The sequence below is a fragment of the Granulicella mallensis MP5ACTX8 genome (assembly GCF_000178955.2).
GTDB classification, from domain to species: domain Bacteria; phylum Acidobacteriota; class Terriglobia; order Terriglobales; family Acidobacteriaceae; genus Granulicella; species Granulicella mallensis.
On sequence record NC_016631.1, the window covers coordinates 2,625,366 to 2,649,501 of the forward strand.

At 57.0% G+C, this 24,136-nt stretch carries 16 protein-coding genes; 11 read left to right on the plus strand and 5 right to left on the minus strand.

Annotated elements, in window-relative coordinates:
- The first annotated feature begins 66 nt into the window (after window positions 1-66).
- Both ACIX8_RS10970 and ACIX8_RS10975 read left to right on the plus strand, forming a co-directional pair.
- Window positions 67-3,489, plus strand: a complete 3,423-nt coding sequence (locus ACIX8_RS10970; protein WP_044176577.1) for a TonB-dependent receptor — start codon at window positions 67-69, stop codon at window positions 3,487-3,489.
- 228 nt (window positions 3,490-3,717) lie between these two features.
- Window positions 3,718-6,066, plus strand: coding sequence for a GH92 family glycosyl hydrolase (locus ACIX8_RS10975; RefSeq protein ID WP_150110572.1), 2,349 nt, complete (start codon window positions 3,718-3,720; stop codon window positions 6,064-6,066).
- A 65-nt stretch (window positions 6,067-6,131) separates the two neighbouring features.
- Here the strand turns inward: ACIX8_RS10975 and ACIX8_RS10980 are convergent, their stop codons facing one another.
- On the minus strand, window positions 6,132-6,833 hold the full coding sequence (locus ACIX8_RS10980) for a hypothetical protein (protein ID WP_014265404.1): 702 nt from the start codon (window positions 6,831-6,833) through the stop codon (window positions 6,132-6,134).
- Window positions 6,834-6,978: 145 nt separating this feature from the next.
- Complete coding sequence (locus ACIX8_RS10985; protein ID WP_014265405.1) at window positions 6,979-7,620, minus strand: TetR/AcrR family transcriptional regulator; 642 nt, start codon at window positions 7,618-7,620, stop codon at window positions 6,979-6,981.
- A gap of 120 nt (window positions 7,621-7,740) precedes the next feature.
- Here ACIX8_RS10985 and ACIX8_RS10990 point away from each other — a divergent pair, with 120 nt between their 5' ends.
- The 4 genes from ACIX8_RS10990 to ACIX8_RS11005 all read left to right on the plus strand — a co-directional run bounded on the left by ACIX8_RS10990 (window position 7,741) and on the right by ACIX8_RS11005 (window position 10,883).
- Window positions 7,741-8,520, plus strand: a complete 780-nt coding sequence (locus tag ACIX8_RS10990; RefSeq protein WP_014265406.1) for a VOC family protein — start codon at window positions 7,741-7,743, stop codon at window positions 8,518-8,520.
- Window positions 8,521-8,616: 96 nt separating this feature from the next.
- Window positions 8,617-9,102, plus strand: coding sequence for a VOC family protein (locus tag ACIX8_RS10995; protein WP_014265407.1), 486 nt, complete (start codon window positions 8,617-8,619; stop codon window positions 9,100-9,102).
- Between the two features lie 141 nt (window positions 9,103-9,243).
- Entirely contained in the window at window positions 9,244-9,603 is a 360-nt protein-coding gene (locus ACIX8_RS11000) for a hypothetical protein (RefSeq protein WP_014265408.1), read from the plus strand.
- A 188-nt stretch (window positions 9,604-9,791) separates the two neighbouring features.
- Window positions 9,792-10,883, plus strand: coding sequence for a mechanosensitive ion channel family protein (locus tag ACIX8_RS11005; RefSeq protein ID WP_014265409.1), 1,092 nt, complete (start codon window positions 9,792-9,794; stop codon window positions 10,881-10,883).
- Between the two features lie 157 nt (window positions 10,884-11,040).
- Here ACIX8_RS11005 and ACIX8_RS11010 read toward each other — a convergent pair whose 3' ends face one another.
- Window positions 11,041-12,555: an alkaline phosphatase family protein gene (locus ACIX8_RS11010; protein WP_014265410.1), complete on the minus strand. Its 1,515-nt coding sequence runs from the start codon at window positions 12,553-12,555 to the stop codon at window positions 11,041-11,043.
- 236 nt (window positions 12,556-12,791) lie between these two features.
- Here ACIX8_RS11010 and ACIX8_RS11015 point away from each other — a divergent pair, with 236 nt between their 5' ends.
- Window positions 12,792-14,468 carry a multicopper oxidase family protein gene (locus ACIX8_RS11015; RefSeq protein WP_014265411.1) on the plus strand — a complete coding sequence of 559 codons (1,677 nt, stop codon included), beginning with the start codon at window positions 12,792-12,794 and terminating at the stop codon, window positions 14,466-14,468.
- A 16-nt stretch (window positions 14,469-14,484) separates the two neighbouring features.
- Here the strand turns inward: ACIX8_RS11015 and ACIX8_RS11020 are convergent, their stop codons facing one another.
- Window positions 14,485-15,276, minus strand: a complete 792-nt coding sequence (locus tag ACIX8_RS11020) for a TIGR03435 family protein (RefSeq protein WP_014265412.1) — start codon at window positions 15,274-15,276, stop codon at window positions 14,485-14,487.
- Window positions 15,277-15,580: 304 nt separating this feature from the next.
- Between ACIX8_RS11020 and ACIX8_RS11025 the strand changes: the two genes are divergently transcribed.
- From ACIX8_RS11025 to ACIX8_RS11035, 3 genes are all read left to right on the plus strand, one after another.
- Window positions 15,581-16,228: an HD domain-containing protein gene (locus tag ACIX8_RS11025; RefSeq protein ID WP_014265413.1), complete on the plus strand. Its 648-nt coding sequence runs from the start codon at window positions 15,581-15,583 to the stop codon at window positions 16,226-16,228.
- Window positions 16,229-16,254: 26 nt separating this feature from the next.
- On the plus strand, window positions 16,255-17,175 hold the full coding sequence (locus tag ACIX8_RS11030; RefSeq protein ID WP_014265414.1) for an NADP-dependent oxidoreductase: 921 nt from the start codon (window positions 16,255-16,257) through the stop codon (window positions 17,173-17,175).
- A gap of 192 nt (window positions 17,176-17,367) precedes the next feature.
- On the plus strand, window positions 17,368-18,945 hold the full coding sequence (locus ACIX8_RS11035; RefSeq protein WP_223295516.1) for a Gfo/Idh/MocA family protein: 1,578 nt from the start codon (window positions 17,368-17,370) through the stop codon (window positions 18,943-18,945).
- Window positions 18,946-19,217: 272 nt separating this feature from the next.
- On the opposite strand, the gene ACIX8_RS11040 is transcribed toward ACIX8_RS11035, so the two are convergent.
- On the minus strand, window positions 19,218-19,883 hold the full coding sequence (locus tag ACIX8_RS11040; RefSeq protein WP_014265416.1) for a trimeric intracellular cation channel family protein: 666 nt from the start codon (window positions 19,881-19,883) through the stop codon (window positions 19,218-19,220).
- Window positions 19,884-20,496: 613 nt separating this feature from the next.
- On the opposite strand from ACIX8_RS11040, the gene ACIX8_RS25940 reads away from it, so the two are divergent.
- A complete protein-coding gene (locus ACIX8_RS25940; protein WP_014265417.1) occupies window positions 20,497-23,934 on the plus strand; it encodes a hypothetical protein in 3,438 nt (1,145 codons plus the stop codon).
- Window positions 23,935-24,136: the final 202 nt, after the last annotated feature.

A 24,136-nucleotide genomic window follows, 5' to 3' on the forward strand; every position in this document is an offset into this window, starting at 1 on the left:
CGGGAGATGAAAGTGAAGATAAGCCGTCGAGGATTTCGGAATATCGTTTGGGCGCTGGTTTGTTTGATGGGCCTTCACATCTGTATGTACGGGCAGTCGGACACCAGCACGATTACAGGTTTCGTCAAGGATCCATCGGGGGCGATGGTTTCCAACGCACAGGTTACAGCGATATCTGAGGCTACGCAGGAAAGCCATACGGTCACGACAGATAAGAGCGGATACTACTCGCTTTCAAACCTTTCAGCCGGATTTTATTCTCTGTCCGTTCACATACAGGGATTCAAGTCCTTTGAAAGCGTCCACAATAAGTTGGACGCACTGTCGACCTTATCGATCAATGCCTCACTGGCCATCGGTACTTCCAATGAGTCTGTTGAAGTGACCTCGAGTGCGGAGCGTATACAGACCGATTCCGGGTCGGTTCAGCACCTGATCACCGGGGAGCAGATTCAGCATCAGGAACTCAACGGCCGGAACCCGGTCTTCATGGCGGAGTTACTGCCTGGTGTGATCACGGGATCTACACTTGGTGACTTCAATTTCGGCGTTAGTAAGCCGGGCTTCTCCGTCAACGGCGCGGAGTCGACAAGCACAACGGTAACGCTTGATGGCGCGCCTGCCGTTCGTACTCGCGCAAACACGTACGTCATTGGCGCTCCGAACGTGGACTCAACCGAAGAAATTCAAGTGTTGACCGCGGCCTACTCGGCTGAATACGGTGGGGCCAGCGGTGCTCAGGTCCGCATGGTCAGCAAAAGTGGAACGACCGACTTCCATGGAACGGTATATGAATATTTGCGAAATTCGGCATTGAATGCGAATACCTGGTCGCGCAACCAAAGTCCGACAACAAGATTTGCATCACCTTTTCGCTATAACGACTTCGGCTTTGCCGCAGGGGGGCCGATCTGGACTCCCGGTCTGCCATCCACACTGCGCAGAAAGCTCTTCTGGTTTGTGGCCCAAGATTGGATCCGATACAGGTATACAGATACTAATTTTGAAACTGTCCCCACAAGCCTCATGCACATGGGTAATTTCAGCGAATTACTCGGGCCGAACCCGTTTTATAGCACCCCTAAGATCATCACCAACCCCTTTGATTGCACGACCACCAACGGAAAGAAGACCTGCGCGCCGTTTGCTGGAAACATCATTCCGCAAAATCTGTGGAGCTCCAACGGAATGGCTATCCTGAGCGTTTATCCGGAGCCTATTCCGGGGCTGCTCGTCAACGGAGATCAGAACTGGGAAGCTACGGCCCCTCATCCGATCAACCAGAGAAAAGGCACTTACGACTTCGATGTCATTGTGAACGACAGGCACCACATCTCATTTCGGCGAACAGACCTCTCCTATAACGAGTATTCGGCTCTCGATCAGGGGTTGGGGCTGACAGGTTTATTCAAGACGTGGCCGAACCAGACGAACACTCTTTCCTGGGTCTGGAGCATCACACCCACAACGGTCAATGAGATGGGCGGGACTCTTAGCATTGACCGGGTATCACAGCAGGCCGATCTTGCGGATCCGGGCTTTAATCGAAGCAATTATGGAATCAACTATAACTACATCGTTCCCGGGGGTAAGGACCTCAACAAAATTCCGAGCCTAAGCCTGCCGAGTCCTTTCTTTAGTTTGAGTGGTGGGCCCTATCCATCGCACTCCGGTGGGCCGATCTATTCCTACAGGGATAGCCTGACGAAATCATCGGGGAACCATCTCTTCAAGTTCGGCTTTTCATATGACTATCGGGGCGAGGATGACGACGACCAGATCAACATTACAACGGTTCCCGGAGGCAGCAGCAACCAGAACGGAACCTTTACCCTCACCGACTCCTATGCGAATGGCAGCGGTTTAGGTCTCGCCAATCTGGCCCTTGGGCTGGCTGATAGTTATACCGAGATCGGACCGCGGGCATACACGATTTGGCGGGGCGCCATGTATGAATCGTTTGCCCAGGACTCGTGGAAGATTACCCCCAAACTGCACCTCGACTATGGGCTGCGCGATACGATTGCTTTCCCCTTTCACTCCCTGTGGGGGAACGCTGCCTACTTCGATCCCGCTCTGTATAACCCAGGGCAGGCTGTCAGTGTCAACCCCAAGACAGGCCTGGTCGCCGTGGGTAGCGGCAACCAATATAATGGAATGGTCATTCCGGGTCTCTCAGGCTTCCCGAACGGCGCCGCGCAACACGGGGTTTTTCAAGCTACCACTCCCGATGCTTACACGAGCTTGTTCAACCCTGGTTTGCCTCGTGGCTTGGTTGATGCTCAAAATGCCCTTCAGCCGCGCCTGGGAATTGCATACCAATTTACCGATAAGACCGTGATTCGCGCTGGCGGCGGCCGGTTTCTCACTCGAATGGGTTTGCTGGACAACATCTTCCCCGGCGGGAACTCTCCATTCCAGCCTTTCGTCACTGTGTCGGGCATTTCGGTGGACAATCCAGGAGCTGGGTTGAACACTGCCACAGCGCCCACGTTGGCCGTGACAACGTATGACCGCAATATCAGACAACCGGATGCCTGGAACTGGAACGTTACGGTGGAGAGGCAGCTTCCTTGGAGTTCGGTGCTATCCGTTGCCTATGTAGGTCGCCGCGGGTTACACCTCTGGGATTCGGCGGACATCAATGAGCCGCTCCCAGGAACCACGTATGCGAATCCTGGGGTTAACATAGCCGCTTTAGCTCCTTATAAGGGTTTCTCCTCGATTCTGATGGAGCAGAGTGTGGCCAGTTCGAGATACAACTCTTTGCAGATCTTCTGGGAGAGGCGGTTTGTCAGGTCTCTGGGCTTCTCGGCTGCTTACACGCTGGCCAAAAGCATGGACAATAGCTCCAGCTATAGTGACACTGTTCCGGATACGTACGACTCAAGCAATCTTTGGGGCCCTTCCACTTTCGATGTTCGTCAGGCTTTTGTTGCTACTTCTACCTATGACTTGCCGTTTCTGAGAGACAAGCGACGCCTCACCGACAAGATACTCGGTGGCTGGCGGCTCAGCCTCACCGCTCAATTTTTGAGCGGCGCCCCACAGAGCGTCTACACGACGAACACTGACTACGCTGGGGTGGGGGTTCCCGGCCTGCCTCAATTCTGGGTACTGAATGGAAAGCCTCGCTACCCACGCCAGTTCTCGACCGCCTCCACGAGTTCGAATACGTACTTCAGTACGACCACATCCAACGGTAGTCCGCTGTTTACCGCACCTACCCAGGGAACCTTCAACCTGCAGCATGGAATTCGCGACGTAATCTACGGTCCCGGATATGAGGATTGGAACGCGGGGCTATTCAAGCAATTTGCCATCAACGAACGGAATAACTTTGAATTTCGGGCCGAGGCCTACGACGTCTTCAATCATGCCAATTGGTCGAGTCCCGGCATCACTCCCGGTACTTCCACCTTTGGCAAGGTCACCAGCAAGACCGCTCTCTCCCGGCAACTCCAGTTATCGCTACGCTACTCGTTCTAAGAACAAGAACAGGGAGACGGATACTTCTTCCGTCTCCCTGTTTCTCTTTAACGCTTACTCTCAAAGGAGTGCAGATCTTGCTTCGACTTTTGCCCTACTGTCCTATCTTCCTATTGCTCGCAGCATCTTCCCTGAGCCTGCTGTCAGTTGCCCAGACATCGCAAGCGCTAGGTTCTGGGGAGATTGGCCAGCGTGTAGTCGCCAGCGAGGGCAAAAAGACATAGCATCATGGTTATGGCACGCGACGATCGTTTTTCAGCAGAGAATCCAACCCTCCCTTCCTCGAATCCCGTTCAACCAGGCAGACGACGTTTTCTCAAGGCCTCCGGTCTAGCTGCGGCAGCCACCGCGATCAGCCCGGTAGCGTTTGCCGCTTCACCCGAACCACACTCAGGCGCCGGCACAGTTACAGATAGCAAGCCGATGTGGCCTCTCGATGCGGTCAATCTTTTGCAGGGCTCGCAATCGACGCCGGTTTTCTCGCATGGCAACACGCTGCCCATTGCGACAGCACCATTCGGCATGGCGCACTGGACGATCCAGACTCAGGCAAACACTCCCTGGATGTTTCAGCCGTGGGCGCGGCGCACACAAGGGTTCCGCTGCACGCATCAGCTCAGCCCGTGGCTCGATGACTACGGCCATGCGGTCTTTATGCCATTTCGCGGCAACGTACATGCAGACGCCAGTCCACGCGCCTCGTCCTATATTCCGGAAGACGCGGTGCTCACACCGTATTCTCTCCAACTCTTCCTGCTGCGCTATCGTGCCAAAGTCGAGCTGGTGCCCACCGAGCGCTGCTGCGTTCTCTCGGCCGACTTTGAAGCACCCGATCCGGCAGATACGGATCAGACGATTGGCCTGATCCTGGATGTTCCCGCGACTAGCTCCCCCATTACGGCACACAAGGAGCAGAAGCGGGTGCAGTTCACTTCGACCGCGAGTTCCGGGGGGACGCCCGATAACTTTGCGACTTACTATGTTGTCGAGTTCGCGGAACCGTGGGACAGTTTCGAAGTGCAGCCGCACTCCGACCGCCAGAAGAAGGAACAGCAGGTCGCCGTGGTGAAGTTCAAGAGCGGGACGAGGCTGGAGGCGCGCATCGGGACCTCGTTTATCTCGTTTGAGCAAGCGCTGTTTAACCTGCGCGAAGAAGTCGGCGAGCGGTCGCAATCCGCCGTCAAAGAAGCAACAGAGAAGCACTGGAGCGAGATGCTGGAACGCATCGAGATCGAAGGTGCGACGGCAGAGCAGCAGAGGACGTTCTACTCCTGTCTCTATCGCACGTTGTTGTTTCCCCGCACCTTTCATGAGCCTGTGCCCGGCGGCAAGGGCATGCATCACTACAGCGCATTCACCGGCAAGATCTCGCCGGGAGTGATGTATGCCGATCACGGCTACTGGGATGTCTATCGCGCCTGGTATCCCCTGATGTCGATTGTTTTTCCGGAAAAGCTCTCAGAGATACTGCAGGCCTGGGTCAATGCGTTGAACGAAGGCGGCTGGTTTCCGCAGTTTCCGGCACCTGGGTACCGTGCCTGCATGTCCGGCAGCCTGATTGACTCGCTCTTTGCGGATGCGATCGTGAAGGGAATCGGGTCGTTTGACCGCGAGGTTGTTTTCGCCGGGCTGAAGAAGCACGCAACCATGCCGGGCGATCCCGACAAAGGCTATGGACGGGTTGGCGTGGAGAAGTATATGAAGCTGCACTACGTGCCGGCTGACCAGATAGAACAGTCGGTTGCCGAGACCGCCGACGCGGCGTACGGTGACTTCTGTATCGCGCAGATCGCGAAGATTCTTGGCAAATCCGAAGACTACTCCACCTTCATGGAGCGAGCCGCTTACTGGCGAAACGTGTATGACACGGGTGTCGGCTTCTTTCGTGGCAAGAACGCCGATGGTTCCTGGCTCTCACCATTCGACTCGTTCACCTGGGGCAGTCCCTATGAAGAGGGGTCCGCGTGGCAGCATCGCTGGGATGCCCCGCACGCGGTGAAGGATCTCTTTGAGGCGCTCGGCGGTAAAGCGGCGGCGGTGGATGCGCTCGAGAAGATGGTCACGCTTCCACCGATCTTCCACGTCGGCGTATACGGAGGGGAGATCCACGAGATGTCCGAAATGGCAGCTGTCCCCTTCGGTCAGTACGCCCACTCGAACCAGCCTTCACACCACATGCTGTACCTCTTCGCTGAGGTAGGCCGTCCTGATCGGACACAGTTCTGGGTGCGTCGCACGTTGAACGAGTTGTACTCGCCGGACTCTTTTGCCGGCGACGAAGATACAGGTTCCATGGCCGCGTGGTACATCTTGAGCTCACTCGGCTTCTACCAGGTGTGCCCGGGTGTTCCAGAGTATACGATCGGAGCGCCGCTCTTCCCGCAGGCCACTGTTCACCTGCCAGGCGGTAAGACCCTGAAGGTGCGTGCCGAAGGAAACTCCGCGGACACGGTGTACGTTGAAAAGGTTTCCCTTAATGGAGAAGCACGTACCGGCCGAAAACTCTCGCACCGGGAGATCGCTGCGGGCGGCACGCTTCTCTTCAGAATGACCGCCCAGGCACCGAAGACGAGCTAAGCTGCTGTTTTACTCATGGAGCACTCTCTGCCTTGCACTCCGCGCAAGGCAGAGAGAGTGCTGCATCATCGCAGGAGATAGCTACCGATTTCGATCCACCAGGATGATTGGTGAACGTACGTATACTCGGCGATGATCTGCAAGAAGATCATTGCGGGGAGAGCATAGAGATAGACCTTGTGGATACGGCGCTCCACGATGATGTCTCGAATTACGCCTAAGAGAATCAAAGCATCCACTCCAGCGGGTGCGAAGACGGAGGGCAGACTCGGGATGCGTCCGAAAGCCGCTTCTGTGAGTGCGCACGTGGCGATCAACATAAGGCGGCGATGAAAATCCGGGCGTTTACGCCAATAGATCGCCAAAGCAAATGGAACTGCAAAGCAGACTAGTTCCATCACTTCAACGAAGAGGAAAGGCACGGTTGGGAAGGGAAGTTGGCGCTGAATAGCCAATCTCAGCACAGCGGTTGACGTCGTGTAGCCGAGGACGAGGATAGAGACTGCGAGACCGGTGCCTACCCAGCCCAACGTACGATGCAGGCGGACATTGTGTGAGCGGACAAGAGCGGATTGGAGGATGAAGAAGAGCACCCAGGCAGAGAAGACAACGGAGTGCACGTAAACGATCTGCGGAGGCTGGACACGAGGGTGGAGCAGATTCGGGTTGATGGTAAAGCTAAAGCCGTAGACAACAACGACTGCATTCAACAATGACATGAAGAGATAGAAGTAGCGTTCCAGGATGCTCGTTTGCTTTGTTGTCATACACTCCTATAGCCGTCTGGCTGGTCACTTGCTGTTCGCTGTGGATCTAAAACGGTAGGCTGCCACAACCGTTCGCTGAGAAAGCGACGGATGGTTCTTATATCTCACAAACACCGTTGGCTGTTATTTATTCCCACCCAGTCCATCAGCTGAGCCCTCGTTCGACCATCGTCACGAGTCGCTCGCCCAACGCTAGGATCGCCTCGTGTGGCATCCGATAAAGCGGCCCCTCGAGCACCAGAAGTGCCAGTCCGTGGACCGTCGACCATGCCAGGTACTCCGCATCGTTGCGGCTTTTCTTCGTGAGCAGGCCGCTCTCCAGCATGCGATCCAGGGCGAGCGAAAGCAGCTGAAAGGCGTTCAGCCCCATGGATGCGGTGTTTGCCGGGTTGGGCGAATCAACTGGTGGTGGAATCGAGAATGCCGTACGAAACATCCCTGGTTCTCTCATCGCGAATCCCAGATATCCTATGCCCACCGCACGCAGACTCTTTCGCGCAAACACCTGGGGGTCGCGTCCTGGACGGCACTTCTTCATTTCGTCTTCAATGGACGCGGCGACCCGCGACAGGCATGCCGACCGCACCGCATCCAGCAACTCAGCCTGGCCAGCAAAATGTCTGTAAGCCGCATTCGGAGAGACACCCGCCTGCCGTGTTGCCTCCCGCAGAATGACTGCCTTGGGTCCTCCAGCGCGGGCCATATCGAGCCCGGCCGTCACGAGTGCGTTGCGTAGATCACCGTGGCGAAAGGTCTTGCGTTTTTCAATGGTGACGTTCTTTTTCATTGTCCGTTCAAACTAGAGTGTACCGCGCAGGGGAGCATTGTAGACAGCATCCACTTAGCGGTGGTAGCGTATGTGGACGATGTTTACTTCGTAGCGATATATCCCAAATGGAGGTGCGAAATGGCAGACGGATTCATCTGGTACGAACTTGTCACCAATGACATGGACAAGGCAGTCAACTTCTACAAGAAGGTCGTCGGGTGGGATGTCAAGGACGCCGGTATGCCCGGCTTTACCTACATGATCTTCGGTAAAGAAGGCAAAGACGTTGGCGGCATGATGACCTGGGCTGGCGCGGGCGCGCCCGATCTTCCCACTCAGTGGATGGGCCACATTCACACCGCAAAGCTCGACGAAGAGTTGAAGGCTGTGACTGCCGACGGCGGGACGATTGTGAAGCCCGCTCAGGACATTCCCGGCGTAGGCCGTTTCGCGGTCGTGCTGGACCCTCAACAGGTGAAGTACCTGCTCTTCGAACCCGGCAAGGGAGATGTTCCGCCTCGGTTGGATCAGATGGCGGCGGGTAATGTGGGCTGGCATGAACTGCTTACAGATGACGCAGCAAAAGCCTTCGATTATTACTCCAGGCACTACGGTTGGCAGAAGGATTATGCGCACGATATGGGAGCCATGGGTGCCTACCAGACCTTCCGGACCGACCAACCCCTCTATACGGGCGGAATGATGAACCGTAAAGGGCCCGGCATGCCCGAAGGGATTCCCCCACACTGGCAGTACTACTTCCTGGTCGACGACATCGAGGCTGCGCAGAAACGTGTGATCGAGGCCGGAGGCAAGATCGTGCTGCCTCCTATGGACGTACCCGGAGGCTCACGCATCCTGCAGGCCACCGACGACCAGGATGGTCACTTTGCTTTGATGCAGGGACCAAAATCCTGACCGCGCTGAACTTCATCACCGGCGAAGCCGTTCTTCCTTGCGGAAGAACGGCCGCCGAACTTTACGGCGAACGTTAAAACCTGAGAGGAGAGCAACATGTCGGAGAAGATGATCACCTGTCTGTGGTTCGATCACGGGAAGGCCCGCGAAGCAGCCGAATTCTATGCCGCCACCTTTCCCGACAGCCACGTCGGGAAGATAAGCGCCTCGCCCACGGATACGCCATCCGGTCCCGAAGGTCAGGAACTCATCGTTGAGTTCACCGTTTGCGGCCGCAATTTCATGGGTCTCAATGGCGGTCCGCGGTTCGTCTCCAACGAATCGGTTAGCTTTGTGATTCTTACCGACGACCAGGCCGAGACCGATCGACTGTGGAACGCCATCGTCAGCAACGGCGGCCAGGAAAGCATGTGCGGCTGGTGCAAGGACCGCTGGGGCTTTTCATGGCAGATCACTCCGCGCGCGTTGCTGGCGGCGACGAAGGACCCGGATCGCGCTGCAGCCAAGCGCGCGATGAACGCGATGATGACGATGCGAAAGATCGACATCGCTGCGATCGAGGCCGCGCGCACAAAACAGTAGAAGATCATCCACTTAGAGGCGGAGAGCGGCTACGATGAAAGATCTCTTTGTCATTACAAGGTCGTTGGGCCTCTGAAGACAGGATAGTTCTCAAACGACCCGGCTCGAACCGAGGCTGTCCAGGGGCCAGGAGAGAGTGCAATGATCTCGGTTGTGCACATTGGGCTACCGTTGGCGCCACCATGGGTTCCTGCTGAAGAGTGCGAAAAGATTGCGTCGCGCCTGAGAGGCCTTCGGCAGAAAATGGAAGGCGCTGGCTACAGATATGAAGTGATGCATGCCTCCCCAGAAGGAGGACTGGCAGAGCTTCGCAGGCGGCTGCAGAGCGAGCCATGCGATGCTGTGTTGATCGGCGGCGGGGTGGTGGCTGATGAGAAGCTCGCCGTTTTTAAGCAGCAGATTATTGAGGTTACAAAGGACGAGGCACCAGGGGCGAAGGTGCTGGAGTTTGACCATGCGGTGGATGTCCAGACTCTTCTGGAGCTTGCCTTCTCAATCTGATTCAGGATCTTCCGGGCGGAGAAGCTGGGAGACGACATACCGCAACTGGCACTCTGACAGCTTGTATACCAACATCAGAAGAAACTTCAGCCTCTGCTCTTTGTCCACATCTAGCATCCAATCTGTTGCGGGCGATCTAATCTGTTGGACGTGGGGTCAATCGATATCACCCGGGGATAGAGCACAGCATGACGCATGCGTTTCATTTTCAGCACGACTGGTTCTTTGCCATCTTCCTCTTCTGCACAGCCCTGGTTCTCGCCAACGTCATTCATTTCGTTCTCTTCCGCCTCCTGCGCCGCAAAGAGGCGGAGAATACCCATCTTGGGTGGGGGCTTCAGCGTCATCTTGGCGCACCGTCCCGTGCCGTCTTCTTTATCACCTGCCTGCTTATTGTGCTCCCGGTGATTCCGCGCCTGTCCGGCAAGCTGCAGGAGCTGCTGAATCAGATCTTCATCATGGCGCTCATCGCCGCGTTGGGATGGTTTGCGGTTGGCTGCGTCTACGTCTTGCAGAACGTATTCCTCCGCCGCTATGACCTCACCGCTGAGAACAACGTTCAGGCTCGCCGCATCCATACCCAGTTCCAGCTCTTCCGCCGCATGGTCATCAGCCTGGTCATCGTTATCGATGTCGGGGCGTTGCTCTGGAGCTTCCACGATCCGCGCATCTGGCACTACGGCACTGGATTGCTTGCCTCTGCCGGTGTGGCTTCGCTGATCCTTGCCACTGCCGCCAAATCCACCGCTGCAAACTTTCTCGCGGGCCTCCAGATCGCCATCACAGAGCCTATTCGCATCGACGATGTCGTCGTCGTGCAAGGGGAGTGGGGGCGTATCGAGGAGATCACCTCGGCCTACGTCGTCATCAAGATCTGGGATCTACGCCGCCTGATCGTTCCGCTCAGCTACTTCATCGAAAACTCATTCCAGAACTGGAGCCGCGAGCAGAGCGATATCATGGGCACCGCTTTCCTCTATGTCGATTACTCCATTCCCGTTGAGGAACTCCGGGGCGAACTCAATCGCATCGTTCAAGCCTCTGCTCTCTGGGACAAAAAGGTCTGCGGTCTTCAGGTCACCAACCTATCTGAGCGCACCATGGAACTACGCTGCCTGGTGAGCAGCCACAACTCAAGCCAGAATTTCGACCTTCGCTGCCTCGTCCGCGAGCAGATGACGGCCTTCATCCAAAAGAACTACCCCGACGCCTTCCCCACGACACGCTTCTCCGCCCACGCTACCAGTCCAGGTGACCCACCTGTGGCTGGACATCTCTGAGACGGATTGGCTATCCGGAATAAGCTCCTGGGCCTTCACACCCAGCCATTGGATTTCGGGTCAGGGTGTCGGGGTTAAAGCCGGATGGGAACTGGCGTAAATAAAGATAGAAGGGAAGTCGTGCGGCTGCTGACGACTTCCCCTCCTCCTTGATCGATTACCGCTGGCCTTCGAGTTCCCCGGTATCTGGATTCAATACCAGTTTGCGTGCGGGAGAGAGCAGGCCGTTCAACGGGCTGAAATCGAAGACGTCCTGAATCGATCCAGCGATGGCATCGAAGGACTGATCGCCGATGCGGCCAAGATCCCAGTTGTCTTCGATGAAGCGAGTAATGGACGACTGGTCATTGAGTGTGTGCGACACATAGTTTTGCCTGGCATAAGGTGAGATCGCGACGAAAGGAAGACGCGGGCCGTAACCGCAGCGATCCAGGTACGCTCCGCTCCTGGAGGTGCCGCACAATCCCGAAGGCCCCAGCAGCGCATCATTGTTCGGGTCGCTCGAGGTGCTCACGATCGGCGCCAGTACATGGTCGTACCAGCCATCGGAGTCATCGTAGGTGATAAGAATCGCCATACTGTTCCAGTCCGGGCTCTGTTGCAGACGATTGATCGTATTCACCAGGAAGGTTTGCTCTGCGAGTGGGCTCGACGTGGAAGGATGACCGGTTTCATTCGCCGGCGCCTTCAAGAAGGTGACAGCGGGAAGGTTATTGGCGGCCACGGCGTTCCAGAAGTCGGTGAGCGCATACTGGTGGTTTGCCTGATCGGTCGTGCCGATCGTACGCACGGAGGTCGGCCGCAGATGATGAGGATTGGCGGTCGAGGCCCAGTACTGAAAGGGCGCATAGTGATCGTCATACTGGCTGGTGCACTGCGCCTTGCCTGCGACGTAGCTCGTCGGCGTCCAGTCGCCATAGAACCAGCCCCAGGTGACGCCCTTTGCGTTGAGCAGGTCGCCGATGTTCTTGCCGGACATCTCGATCGTCGTGCCGGTAGAGCAGTCGTCGTCGGTGGCATCGATGTTTGCGATGACGCTTCCGTTTGCAACCTTGCCGGAGACAGCGTTGGGAGTCGCACCGTGCGTCTGTCCCGCAATCAAGTTCAGGTGGCCCATCACCGTCGTGCCAAAGGTTGAGCCGAAGAAGTTGTCGCTTATGGCGAAATGCTGCGCGTAGTTCCAGATTGCCGTGACCGTGTTGCCGTCGTAGTAGCCCATCGACAGGTTCGGTGTGCAGCCCGTGCCTGTGCCGCTCAGCAACTCGGAGACCTGATCGATGAGTCCGCCGTTGTACGCCTTCTGCTCATCGGTATAGTGGTTGTCGTTGTCGCAGGTCACTGCCTCCGAGCGATCAAGCCGAAAGGGCGCCACGGCGTCCGGATTCGCCTGAAGCAGAGTCGGTGTCAATCCGTTCGGTGCAGGGGTGCCCGGAAGTGCTGTGAAGCGCGGCTCTCCGGGAGGGTTCGTGGCATTCGGATAGGTGCCGAAGTAGTGATCGAAGGAGATGTTTTCGTCGTAGATCACGATGAGGTGCTTGATCGGAGTGGTCGTCTCAGCTGGCTTCGACGCAGGCTGTTCCGGCTGCAGGAACTGTGCGGAAGCGGACGAGATCGGAACGAGGAGAAGGAGGCCCACCGAAGCAATTTTTTGTAATGCAGTGAATCGTGGCATGAGTTTGACCTTTCGGACCTGTTGTAGAGGTGGCATGACAATGCGTAAAAGACTGCGAGAATATCCTCCGCGCGAAACATTGCGCTGGGATGAAATCTGGAGATGAAATTCTCTTTGTTCATGCCCATGCTTTTGAGTTCGCCAGGAAGGGGCTTCGTGCAATGTGGATTCACGGTACGTTCACACGGCATCCATAGTTTTCCTACATGCGTCTATGCTCCCTCCTGAGTCGGTGCGTGCTCGCCACAGCCGCCTGCGTGACTTTTTCCCTGGAGGCGCAAACTGCGTTATGTCGCCCGCCTGCACCCGGAAGCGTCGTCGCCGAGCCGGAGCAGGTGCGCAGCCGTAATGGACTCCTGGAGTTCGACCTGAACTTCAAAAACATGCAGGATGCCGACGGCCAGGAGGAGTACTGCTATCAATCGTCCAACGGCGGTCGATCTCCCACGTTGAGGGTTCAGCCGGGAGACAAGCTCGTTCTCCATCTCAAGAACTCGCTGAAGCTCGAGCCAGGCGCCGTGAATCCGATGCCGCACTCCGTGGGCATGCCGATCGAATCACCGTGCGCGGACGCGCAGATGACGGCATCCTCGACGAACCTGCATTTCCACGGAATGAACGTTCCTGCTTCTTGCGGTCAGGATGATGTCATGCACACGGCGATCTCACCGAAGAACTCGCCGTTCACCTATCACTTGACGATTCCGGTCGACCAGCCCCCGGGATTGTACTGGTATCACCCGCATCTCCATGGGTTGACGAATGCGCAGGTGTCCGGCGGAGGTTCGGGCGCAATTGTGGTCGAAGGCATCGAGCGCGCGAACCGGCTGGTAGCGGGCATGCATGAACGCACCCTCGTGATTCGCGACCAGTACCTCATCCATCCCAACTCGCAACAGACTGGGCCGGGACTTACGCCGCCCGTCTTTCGCGATGCTGAAGGGGACATTCTTAATACGGGGACGGGAGGAGGGAAGCCGTCGCGCGATCTCTCCATCAACTTTGTTCCAGTACCCTGGCCGGACTATCCGCCTGCGAAGATTCTCAGCAGGCCGAACGACCGGCAGTTGTGGCGCGTCCTCAACGCCTCGTCGCTTACGTTCCTGGATCTGCAGATCGTCGTGGCCGGCAAACCACAGTCGATTGGGGTAGTGTCGCTCGATGGAGTGCCCATCGACGAGAACGGGCTTACGCCGGACCGCGTTTTTTGGACGGACCATATCTTTCTGCCTCCCGCTGCACGAGCGGAGTTCATCGTTAAGGGGATGCCCGCAGGCACACAAGCGCAGTTCATTACGCGCAGCGTGGATACGGGGCCTGCCGGTGAGAACGATCCCGTGCGCCCTCTTGCAGATGTCGTCGTTACAGACCAGGCGCCGGATTTGCTCGCGCTGCCGTCCTCAGCGGATCCGAGGTCTCGCCCGAGTCAGATATGGATCGGCAACGTCCAACCCGCACGGACGCGCAAGCTCTACTTCTCTGAGCAGCCGTCCGACCCGAACCGGCCGGACAGCCCAACGGTCTTCATGCTCACCGTGGAAGGCAAGCCGGCTGCTCCGTTCAATCCGCACCAGACCGAGCCTGATATCGTCGCGCGGCAGGGAGACGTCGAGGACTGGGTCATCGAAAATCGTTCTACGGAAGCGCATGCCTTCCACATTCACCAGGTCCACTTCATGCTCACGCAATGGAACGGCGTTGCCGTTGATGAACCTTTTCTGCGAGACACCATCAACGTTCCGTACTGGCGAGGCCCCGGCACACCGTACCCGAGCATCACCCTACGCATGGACTTTCGAGATCCGAATGTAGTGGGAACCTTCATGTATCACTGTCATCTCCTTGAACATGAAGATGGAGGGATGATGGGGGTGTTGCGCGTTTTGCCTCGAATGGATGACAGAACAAATTGAGTTGATACCGAAGCGTTTAGTTTTCCGTAGGCTGTTCCACGTGATCGATCACCAACGTATCTACCGGCCCCTTTCCGGGTTGCAGCTTCAGTCCAAGCTGCTCCTGGATCGCCGTAAAGAGGTTCGGTGGAGCATCAGCCGCACCATTGTCGGCTGCACCGTTCGCGACGTTATCAGCGGTCCATTGCAGTCGAAAGTCGTATCGGCCCGTGAGGCCCGTCTTGTCGATCACCGTGCGATCCAGTGGAAAGGACAGGTTTCCCACCAGATCCGATAGCGTCACTCCTGTGGCAGCCATATCCGTATTGTGCACATTCATATTGCCGGAGCCTGCCGCATCCGGCGCAACTGCACTCACCTTAAGCTTCGGGCCGTTTTTTGCGACGACCAGTTCATACACAGGAAGCGTCTTGGGCTCAGTATGTGTTTTTAGATGAAAGCGGTCTACAAGAATGGCGGCGAGCATTGCCTGCCGCTGTTCGCGCGAAAGACTGCTCAAGGCCTTCATATCCGGATCTGTCACCTTGGCGTAGACGTCGAACCGCAACGAATCGGCCCATCCGGGCAGACCGGAGATCAGGCCTTCGCGAATTCCGTAGGCATTCACGAGTAGATGTTTGAGTGGCACATTTGTTGCTCGAAACCAGGCGTCGTCGCTATCCACGTGTGTGCCTCGTGAAAGGCCATGGTTCAGCTTGATCACAACGGCGTCATAGACCGGTAATGGAGGTGCGGGTTGCTGGGCGACACCGTTCCGGCAGCAACCCAGAGACGCTACGAAGATGAGCGAAAGCAAAAACTTCGACATGCCAACCTTACGCTGCGGAGAATCAGAAAGTTCCCGCTAGCTGGGGCCAGCTCTCAGTTAGTCCCCATAAGTCGTCTTATGGGCAGCTACTTCGGCCGACCAAGCACTCATGCAGTGTGCTTGGCCATCACCTTAGCAAGTTTATATCTCTATGCGATCCATCTTCAGTAATGACAGCAACAAGATTTTGCCTCAAATCGGATATGTGAAAGCCTGGCGGCGTTCCATGTCCGAATTTGCTGTATTCCTGTCATGGCGCATGCCCCACAAAGACATTACAGTTGACGTCGAAGGAGCAACAACGATGTCAAACTTATCCTCTGCTCTTACCCTTCCCGATTCCTTGCTTGCGAAAGAAGCCACTGATCTCCTGCGTGGGCATTCTACGGATCTGCTCTTTAATCACTCGATGCGTGTCTACTTGTTTGCGGCTGAGCTGGGCCGTCAACGAAAGCTTCGCTTCGATCCTGAACTTCTCTACGTCGCGGCCGCGTTTCACGATTTGGGTCTCATTAAAAAATTCTCTAGCCCAGACGAACGCTTCGAAGTTGATGGTGCAAACGCTGCCCGTCAGTTCCTCACAGCGCATGGGGTCCCTGAAGAGCAGATAGAAATTGCATGGGCAGCCATTGCTCTGCACACCACTCCCGGCGTCACTCAGTACATGCGCCCCGAAGTCGCTCTACTCTATTCGGGAGTCGGTCTCGATGTGCTTGGAAGAGGCTTCGATCAGTTTTCTTCGGAGTTGCGTGAGAAAATCGTGGCCGAGTATCCTCGAAAGCACTTCAAGGCAGGCTTCATCCAGGAGTATTTTGCCGGCTTTGCGCACAAGCCCGGCACGACCTACGGCACCGTGAACGCCAGCATCTGCGAGCGTCTCATCCCAGGTTATACAACTCCTAATGCCTGCGACGTGATAGCTGCATCTCCCTTTCCCGATTCCGACTACTAATACAGCAAGTTCCACGGAGTGAAGCCATGGCAGAGATGAAAACAATGGAGTTTACAGACGAACTGAACCTGCAGTTGGTGAGACGTCCGGTCCCCGAACCGCAAGCGGGCGAAGTCTTGATTCAGGTCTCCGCCGTTGGCGTGACCCCTACAGAGAAGCTTTGGTATCCCACCAGCCACTATGCGGACGGTACAGCCCGATCCAAGGCGATTCCCGGACATGAATTCTCAGGCATAGTCGTGGGGTTAGGTACGGGAGTAACTAGCTACAGACGGGGTGATGCCGTTTTCGGCTTGAACGACTGGTTCGCAGAGGGGGCTACAGCTGAGTTCTGCATAACAAGGCCATCGAATCTTTCTCTGAAGCCATCTTCTCTCTCCCACGTCGAAGCAGCCTCAGCCCCGATTGGCTCGTTGACGGCATGGCAGGGACTGCATGTCCGAGCAAAATTACGGAAAGGCGAACGAGTCCTTATACACGGAGGGGCGGGGGCGGTGGGGCTTTTCGCCGTTCAACTTGCAAAATCGCAAGGAGCGTATGTGATCGCCACGTCGTCCAAGGCGAACATCGATTTTGTAAGGCAGCTTGGAGCCAATGAGGTCATCGATTATCGAGAGCGCCGTTTTGAGGAGGCAGGTCTAGTCGATGTAATCTTCGATACCGTAGGAGGAGAAACCCTGGACAGATCCTGGGATCTTCTCAAGCCTGGTGGCAGGTTGGTCACGATTGCTGCGGATGCAGAATCGAGTACCGATCCCCGAGTAAAGAGTGCTTTTTTCATCGTCGAACAGGATGGAGAACAATTAGCCGCACTAGGCAAGCTTTTCGATTCCGGAGAGTTGAAAGCTTTTGTCAAAGCTGAGCTTCCAATGGAAGACGCAGACCATGCTTATAGTGGCTTGATTGCTGGCAATCCCGGCAAACTAATCATCCGTACGAAAGACTGATCCTCTGTTATCCGATGCAACGCAGCCGGAACGGAGCGAGTCAGTATTGAGAAGTCGCCTTATCGGAGTAATCGCTTCCGCCCCGGTATTCCTGCCGCAGCGCGAGTTTCTCAGACTGACGCAGGCGCCGGCCGAAACGATATCCGCTCGAAGGTCTGGCATCAGCAAGGGGGTCTGTGTATTCTTGTGCGTGTGTCGAACCCAAACGAAAACCTGCTCTCGCTGAATGCCTCTGAGGCCGCGCCCTCCCGTGTCGGCCGTCGTGAATTTATCAAAACCAGCGCTCTCGCAGCCGGTGCCTTTGCGTTTGGCGCGCCTGCAATTGTGCGCGGACAGCATCTCAACAGCAAGCTGAACATCGCCTGCATCGGCATCGGCGGAAAAGGCCGCAGCGATACCGATGCCTGCGCTGGCGAGAACATCGTCGCGCTGTGCGATGTGGATGCAGGTTCCGAGGCCTATCAGACGCAGACCAAGAAATATCCGAGCGCGAAGTTCTACAAGGACTTCCGTCAGATGCTCGATCAAATGGGCGATCAGATCGATGCGGTCACAGTCTCCACGGCGGATCACACGCACGCCATTGTGGCATCGGCGGCGATGAAGAGGAACAAAGCGGTCTTCTGCCAGAAGCCGCTGACGCAAACGATCTACGAGGCGCGCTACCTGCGGAACATGGCCCACGACCGAAAGCTCGTGACGCAGATGGGCAATCAGGGCAGTGCCTCGGACGGTCTCCGCCGCGCGGTGGAGACGATTCAGGACGATCTCATCGGACAGGTGCATGAAGTCCACGTCTGGACAAACCGTCCGATCTGGCCACAGGCCATGGAACGCCCCGCCGGAGAAGACCCCATCCCAGCCACCTTGGATTGGGACGCCTGGATTGGCCCGGCTCCCATGCGGCCCTATGTCGGTAGCCGGAACCCTAAGGACAGAAATGGAGTTTACACGCCATTTAACTGGCGCGGCTGGCAGGATTTCGGTACCGGGGCACTGGGCGATATGGCCTGCCACACGGTCAATATCCCCTTTCGCGCTCTCGATCTCGATTACCCCACAGAGATCGAAGCCATGCCTTTCGGCCGGATGAACAAGGAGTCCTATCCTGTCGGTTCCAAGATCCGATTCGCCTTTCCCAAACGCGAAGCCCGCATTTCTCTTGAGCATCCGCATCTCTTCCACCATTACAAGAAAATCGAGCACGACGCGATGACACTCTGGTGGTACGACGGCGGCCAGCCTGACTCCACAGCTCGTGGCGGCCACGACCTGAGCAACAAGCCGCCTGCGGAACTCACCGCCGATATCGTCGCCCTGCTAGGCAGGCTTCCCGACAGCGGCTGCCTGCTCATCGGCGAAGGAGGCATGGTCTTTTCGCCGGACGATTACGGGAGCAATTTCTTCGTAAAGCTCAAGGGCGAGAAAGAATTCGTCAACTATCTCAAGCATCCGGCCATGGCGCAATACCCGGAGCGCATCCCGCGCAATCGTCATGTCGGGGATTTTGGGCATGCCGAGAATGCCGCGGATCTCGGGCAGGCGCATGCGCTGGAATGGCTCGATGCCATCAAGGCGAACAAACCAGAGATGTGCTACTCGCGTTTTGATATCGGTGCGCGTCTTGTGGAGATCATGCTGCTGGGCTGCGTGTCCTTGCGCGTCGGCCAGAAGATCGAATGGGACGGACCGAAGATGGTTGCGAAAAACTGTCCTCAGGCTGCGCAGTTCATACAGCGGCAGGACCGCACCGGTTGGGCACTTTCCTGATGCAGTCATCCTCCACAACCGAATAGACTGCTGCTTGCGCCTGAACAGTGGACGAAGGGCGCTCCCGGTCACTTCGGGAGAATCAGAACCTTTCGACTGCCGGGAACCGGCGCAAGCTTCGGGGCAGACGGCAACGTTGTGGGATCGGTAACGGTTGCCAACGTGGCTGCGTCTGCAAAGTAGTTATACAGAGATAGACAGCATCGTCTGTCTCTGTACGTCAGCTCATATGCCAGACCAAAAAATGCCTCGGATGGAGCAGTGAACTGAATTTAGTGGCCAGCCAGCCTGGGCAGGTTCCAGTGCCGCCAGACGCTGACCATGCGGAGCAGGAAACATACGGAGATTCCACAGATGGCGACGGGCGTTCGAGGAAGCTTTAGCCGAAGGCCGATCACGACGACCGCGGCTCCGGCGAGGGCAGCCGTGGCATAGACGTCGGCTCGCAGGACGGTGGGTACCTGGGCAAGCAGGACATCGCGCACCGTACCTCCTCCAACGCCGGTGATGCCGCCCATAAGGATGGCGAGGAAAGGATGGATCTTATAATTCAGGGCCTTTTCCGCGCCTGCTACGGCGAATAGGGCCAATCCGGCGGCATCGAGCATGGTCAGGAAAGACGCTGGAATTTCGAGCACAAGCGAGTGCATAAAAAAGGCTACGATCGCTCCGAAAAAAGCGATAGCTCCGTAACGCCAGTCACGGATAGAGTTGGGCGGAATGGCCCCAATGAGCACATCGCGGATGATTCCGCCGCCCAGCGCCGTGACGAAGGCCAGCACTAAGGCGCCGAGCAGGTCGAGGTTGCCTCTAGCCGCCGCCACGCCGCCCTCGATGGCGAAGACCAACGTGCCAAGAAAATCGACCGCCAGAAGAAGTGTGTCCGATGTAGGCCTGAGCAAAGCGGGATAGGACAGAACGCGACGGATCGTGGTCATAACGGGTCTCGTTTGAAGATTAGCTCAATCGGCTTCTTCGTACTCAATATTCACGCTCAACCTGTCGTTCGCGAGAATGCTCGCGAATTCTGACGCGTTCGACCTGGGCAAGGATCGATAAGTCGGCATCACGTCATGGATCATTGCTGACGATAAGCACGTTTGAGGCATTAATCTTCCTTCCGAAGCTCAACCGTGTTCAATGAGTGCTACGCCTTGAAGGCGCCCTACATCCTCTTCAGAACTGCATACTTCCAGACCTCTATTCCCTCAGGCGCTCATCACTGTTGCTGAAGCCAAGACTCGAGCATGAGCCGACTGGATGGGGTCACATCACTGCCGGGAGTTTTACTGTATGAGACGAACCTAGGCTCTGAAACGGCTCTCATGGCGCGTGTCCGGGAACAGCGCACTCAAGAGGATCTGCGTTTTGGCAGGGAATTGCTTCTGTTAAAGAATCAGTTGCTATCAGAAGAGCCAACGTAAAAATGAAACGCCTGGCATGGAAGAGATTGAGTGGGTCATTCATATTGACATGCCTTTGTACCGCGAACTACAAGGCTCGTGGAATTTACAAAGACCATTCATAAGTACAGAAGGCTTAGGAGGCCCCATGTTTTCGAAACAAGGTTGGCTAGCATTCTTCGCAATCCCGTGGCTTTTCATCCTGCTGATCAGTGCGACGGTCAGTCATGCCCAAGTCACCTACACGACATCGTGGGTAGGCAACTCGTATTCGACGATCCCCACGTATGTAGGGAACGGCATGCGGTCCATGTGGGTGGCGCCGGAGGGCGTCGTCTATACCTCGTCCGATTGGGACGAGAGCCAGGGAAGTATCAACGTCTACCAGAACGGCCAAAAAACAACCACCTTCAGCGCTCATGGGGAAGCCCAGGGCGGAGCGGTCGGCGGAGATTCTACCCATCTCTTCGTCGCGTTGCAGTTCAATACCACCCTTGGCGGCAGTGGCTTTGTGGGTCGCTATAACCGGAGCACCGGGGTGCGGGATCTGACGTGGTCGGCGAGCTCGGACTTGACCGAGCGGCGCGCGGACGTCATCACAGGCATCGCCGACACCGGCACGCTGGTTTACGTCAGCGACCATCCCGACAACCTGGTGCGGTGTTACACCATCGCCGGGGTGTGGCAATCGGATTGGAACCTCACGGATCCCGGCGCGGTTGCCGTCGACGGAGCAGGGAACATATGGGTCGCCCAGATGAGCGAGGGGACGATCCAGGAGTTCTCTGCGTCAGGGACCAAGCTGAACACCATCAACATGGGGTCCAGTTCGCGGCCTTCGGCGCTGTACTATGACAGCGTCAATAACCAGTTGATGATCGGCGACCAGGGGCCGAACATGAACATCCAGATCTACGGAAATCTGGCGAGCACTCCGTCGCTGGCGAGCTCCTTCGGCGTGCAGGGCGGCTATCTGGACACGACTACCGGAAACAAGGGACAGACCGGGAGCAAACGCTTCACACGTGTCGTCGGTATTGGAAAGGACACTTCCGGAAACCTGTATGTCCTCAATAATCCCTGGGGTGGAACCTGGGATCTGGGACGAGATGGGAAGACCGATCTTCATGCGTACAACAGTGCCGGCGTGCTGCAGTACACGCTGCAAGCGCTGAACTTCGAAGGCAACGCCGCCTTTGACCCCGGCACAGACGGCGCCGACTTATATGGCGGTCAGGACGTCTTCACTGGTTCGGGCGGGGGTGGATACGTTGGCAACAGCGTCGACTCGCTCGACAATCCCACCGATCCGCGCGTGGACATCACCAGCAACAGTCGAGGGTTTGACTTTGGCATTATGACCAGCGTCAACGGCCATCGAATCCTCGCGGCCGCCGGCCAGAATTCGGATGGTTTCCTGTTTTCGTACTTTCCCACCAATCAGTACGCGTCGATACCCTTCGGCACTCTGCCTGGCCAGACCTCTCCGGCAGGCTACACCAACTACTTCAATACGCTGGCCCGGGTCCGCAACGGGTTTGCCCTCGATACAAACGGGGATATCTGGGTGGGGTTGGACAAGACCAACGCGATCACCCATTACCCACTGACCGGCTTCGATGCCAATGGCATGCCGCTCTACGGAACGCCGACGACCACGCCGACACCGTCGACCATCGCGCCTCTGGGCGGCATCGAGTACATACCGTCCACCGACACGATGATCCTGTTGCAAGCCAATGGCACCGATTGGACTTCTCTGGGCAGCAGGGTTGAGGTGTATCACGGTTGGAAGGCGGGCAACACGACCACCCCCAATCAGGTCATTACGCTGAAGAGCAGCCAGAGTCCCAAGGGGCACGCGGCGGCGGGCAACTATCTGTTCATCTCGTATGTCCATACTGTGCCCGATATCGACGCCTACAACCTTACGACCGGCACCGACGATCTGACGATGACCAGCGCCAATCCTAATGTGGCGGTGGGCAACGATGTGGATTCGATGTACGGCATTCGGGCTTACCAAAAGAACAATGGGCAGTATCTGATCAGCAAGGACAACTACAACAACAACTCGATCGTCATTCATACGATGTCTGTCGGTACTCCACCGCCTGACTTCAGCCTCTCGGACACGCCGGGTTCGCAGACGGTGACGCAGGGCAATAGCACCACGTACACGACGTCGATCAGTGCGCTGAACAGCTTCACCGGCACAACGACTTTGAGCGTGAGCGGATTGCCTTCTGGTGCGACGGCAAGCTTCAACCCCGCGACGGTCACCGGCTCCGGGAGTTCGACGCTGACGATCGTGACGGCGTCGACCATTGCAGCGGGCACCTACGCGCTGACGATCACGGGCACCAGCGGTACGCTGTCGCACTCGGCGACAGCGACGTTGATCGTACCGGGACCGCCTGACTTCGGCGTCTCGGCTACACCGAGTTCTCAGATAGTGGCCCAGGGGAGCAGCACCACCTACACGACGTCGCTCAGTGCGTTGAACGGCTTCACCGGGACAGCGGCTTTGAGCGTGAGCGGCTTGCCAACCGGGGCAACGGCAAGCTTCAGCCCTACGTCGCTCACTGGCTCCGGGAATTCGACGCTGACGGTCTCGACAGCGTCGACAACTCCAACGGGCACGTACCCTCTGACGATCACGGGCACCAGCGGTACTCTGTCGCACTCGACGACAGTGACGTTGGTCGTGCAGGGGCCTGACTTCGGTCTCTCGGCTACGCCAAGTTCGGCGACGGTGCCGCAGGGGAATAACGGTGCCTATACGGCGTCGCTCAGTGCGCTGAACGGCTTCACTGGCACGGTGAGCCTGAGCGTAAGCGGACTGCCTGCCGGGGCCACCGCCAGTTTCAGTCCGGCGTCGGTTGCCGGTTCGGGGAGTTCAACGCTGACGATCTCGACAACGGCAACAACTCCAACGGGGACGTATGTCCTGACGATCACGGGGACCAGCGGCAGCCTGTCGCACTCGTCTACTGTCACTCTGGTGGTCAATATCCCCGCAGGAGGTAATCTGCCGTCGGGTTGGACGGATCAGGATATCGGAAGCGTGGGCGTTGCCGGCAGCGCCAGCTATAGCAATGGTACGTTCATTGTGAACGGTGCCGGGAGCAGCATTACCGGCACGACCGAGCAATTCAACTATCTGTACCAGGCCGCTACTGGAACAAGTTATACCGTTACGGCCCGGGTGCTCAGCATGACCAACACCAACAGCGGGGCGCAGGCCGGCGTGATGATCCGTGAGACGCTTGCCACGGGTGCGACGATGGCGGATATCAATCTCACACCTGGGAACGGCGTGACCTGGCTCGAACGCACGACCACCAATGGCACTGCGAGCGGGAGCAGAACCCCCGGCCTCGTCGCTCCTTATTGGATTCGTGTCGTGCGCAGCGGCAGTACCTTTACCGGTTATTTTTCACCGGATGGGGTGAACTGGACGCAGGAGGGCACGGTCAGCGTATCGATGGCGAGCAATGCATACATCGGACTGGTGGTCAGCAGCAGGAACACCTCTCAGTTGTGCACGGCGACCTTCGATAACGTGTCCATCACCACGCCTTAGCCGGGCGAAGACAGGGCAGCCCCGAAATCTCGTTCGACTTGGGCGAGATTTCGGGGGAGCGCTTATCTCATCGTCTGATCGGAATGTGGCCCAGATCGTGCCATCGACATGTCAAACCAGCGTTCTTGTCCATGCTGAGCGCCAATCGCTCGAATTGAGTCACTGCTCCCCGTAACGTGTATGCCTGCGCTACGATGGGAGT

Excerpts from the sequence above, each read along its gene's own strand:
- ACIX8_RS10970 (WP_044176577.1), top strand. The coding sequence starts at position 67 with ATGGGCCTTCACATCTGTATGTACGGGCAGTCGGACACCAGCACGATT.
- ACIX8_RS10975 (WP_150110572.1), top strand. The coding sequence starts at position 3,718 with ATGGTTATGGCACGCGACGATCGTTTTTCAGCAGAGAATCCAACCCTC.
- ACIX8_RS10980 (WP_014265404.1), bottom strand. The coding sequence starts at position 6,833 with ATGACAACAAAGCAAACGAGCATCCTGGAACGCTACTTCTATCTCTTC.
- ACIX8_RS10985 (WP_014265405.1), bottom strand. The coding sequence starts at position 7,620 with ATGAAAAAGAACGTCACCATTGAAAAACGCAAGACCTTTCGCCACGGT.
- ACIX8_RS10990 (WP_014265406.1), top strand. The coding sequence starts at position 7,741 with ATGGCAGACGGATTCATCTGGTACGAACTTGTCACCAATGACATGGAC.
- ACIX8_RS10995 (WP_014265407.1), top strand. The coding sequence starts at position 8,617 with ATGTCGGAGAAGATGATCACCTGTCTGTGGTTCGATCACGGGAAGGCC.
- ACIX8_RS11000 (WP_014265408.1), top strand. The coding sequence starts at position 9,244 with ATGATCTCGGTTGTGCACATTGGGCTACCGTTGGCGCCACCATGGGTT.
- ACIX8_RS11005 (WP_014265409.1), top strand. The coding sequence starts at position 9,792 with ATGACGCATGCGTTTCATTTTCAGCACGACTGGTTCTTTGCCATCTTC.
- ACIX8_RS11010 (WP_014265410.1), bottom strand. The coding sequence starts at position 12,555 with ATGCCACGATTCACTGCATTACAAAAAATTGCTTCGGTGGGCCTCCTT.
- ACIX8_RS11020 (WP_014265412.1), bottom strand. The coding sequence starts at position 15,276 with ATGTCGAAGTTTTTGCTTTCGCTCATCTTCGTAGCGTCTCTGGGTTGC.
- ACIX8_RS11025 (WP_014265413.1), top strand. The coding sequence starts at position 15,581 with ATGTCAAACTTATCCTCTGCTCTTACCCTTCCCGATTCCTTGCTTGCG.
- ACIX8_RS11030 (WP_014265414.1), top strand. The coding sequence starts at position 16,255 with ATGGCAGAGATGAAAACAATGGAGTTTACAGACGAACTGAACCTGCAG.
- ACIX8_RS11040 (WP_014265416.1), bottom strand. The coding sequence starts at position 19,883 with ATGACCACGATCCGTCGCGTTCTGTCCTATCCCGCTTTGCTCAGGCCT.
- ACIX8_RS25940 (WP_014265417.1), top strand. The coding sequence starts at position 20,497 with ATGTTTTCGAAACAAGGTTGGCTAGCATTCTTCGCAATCCCGTGGCTT.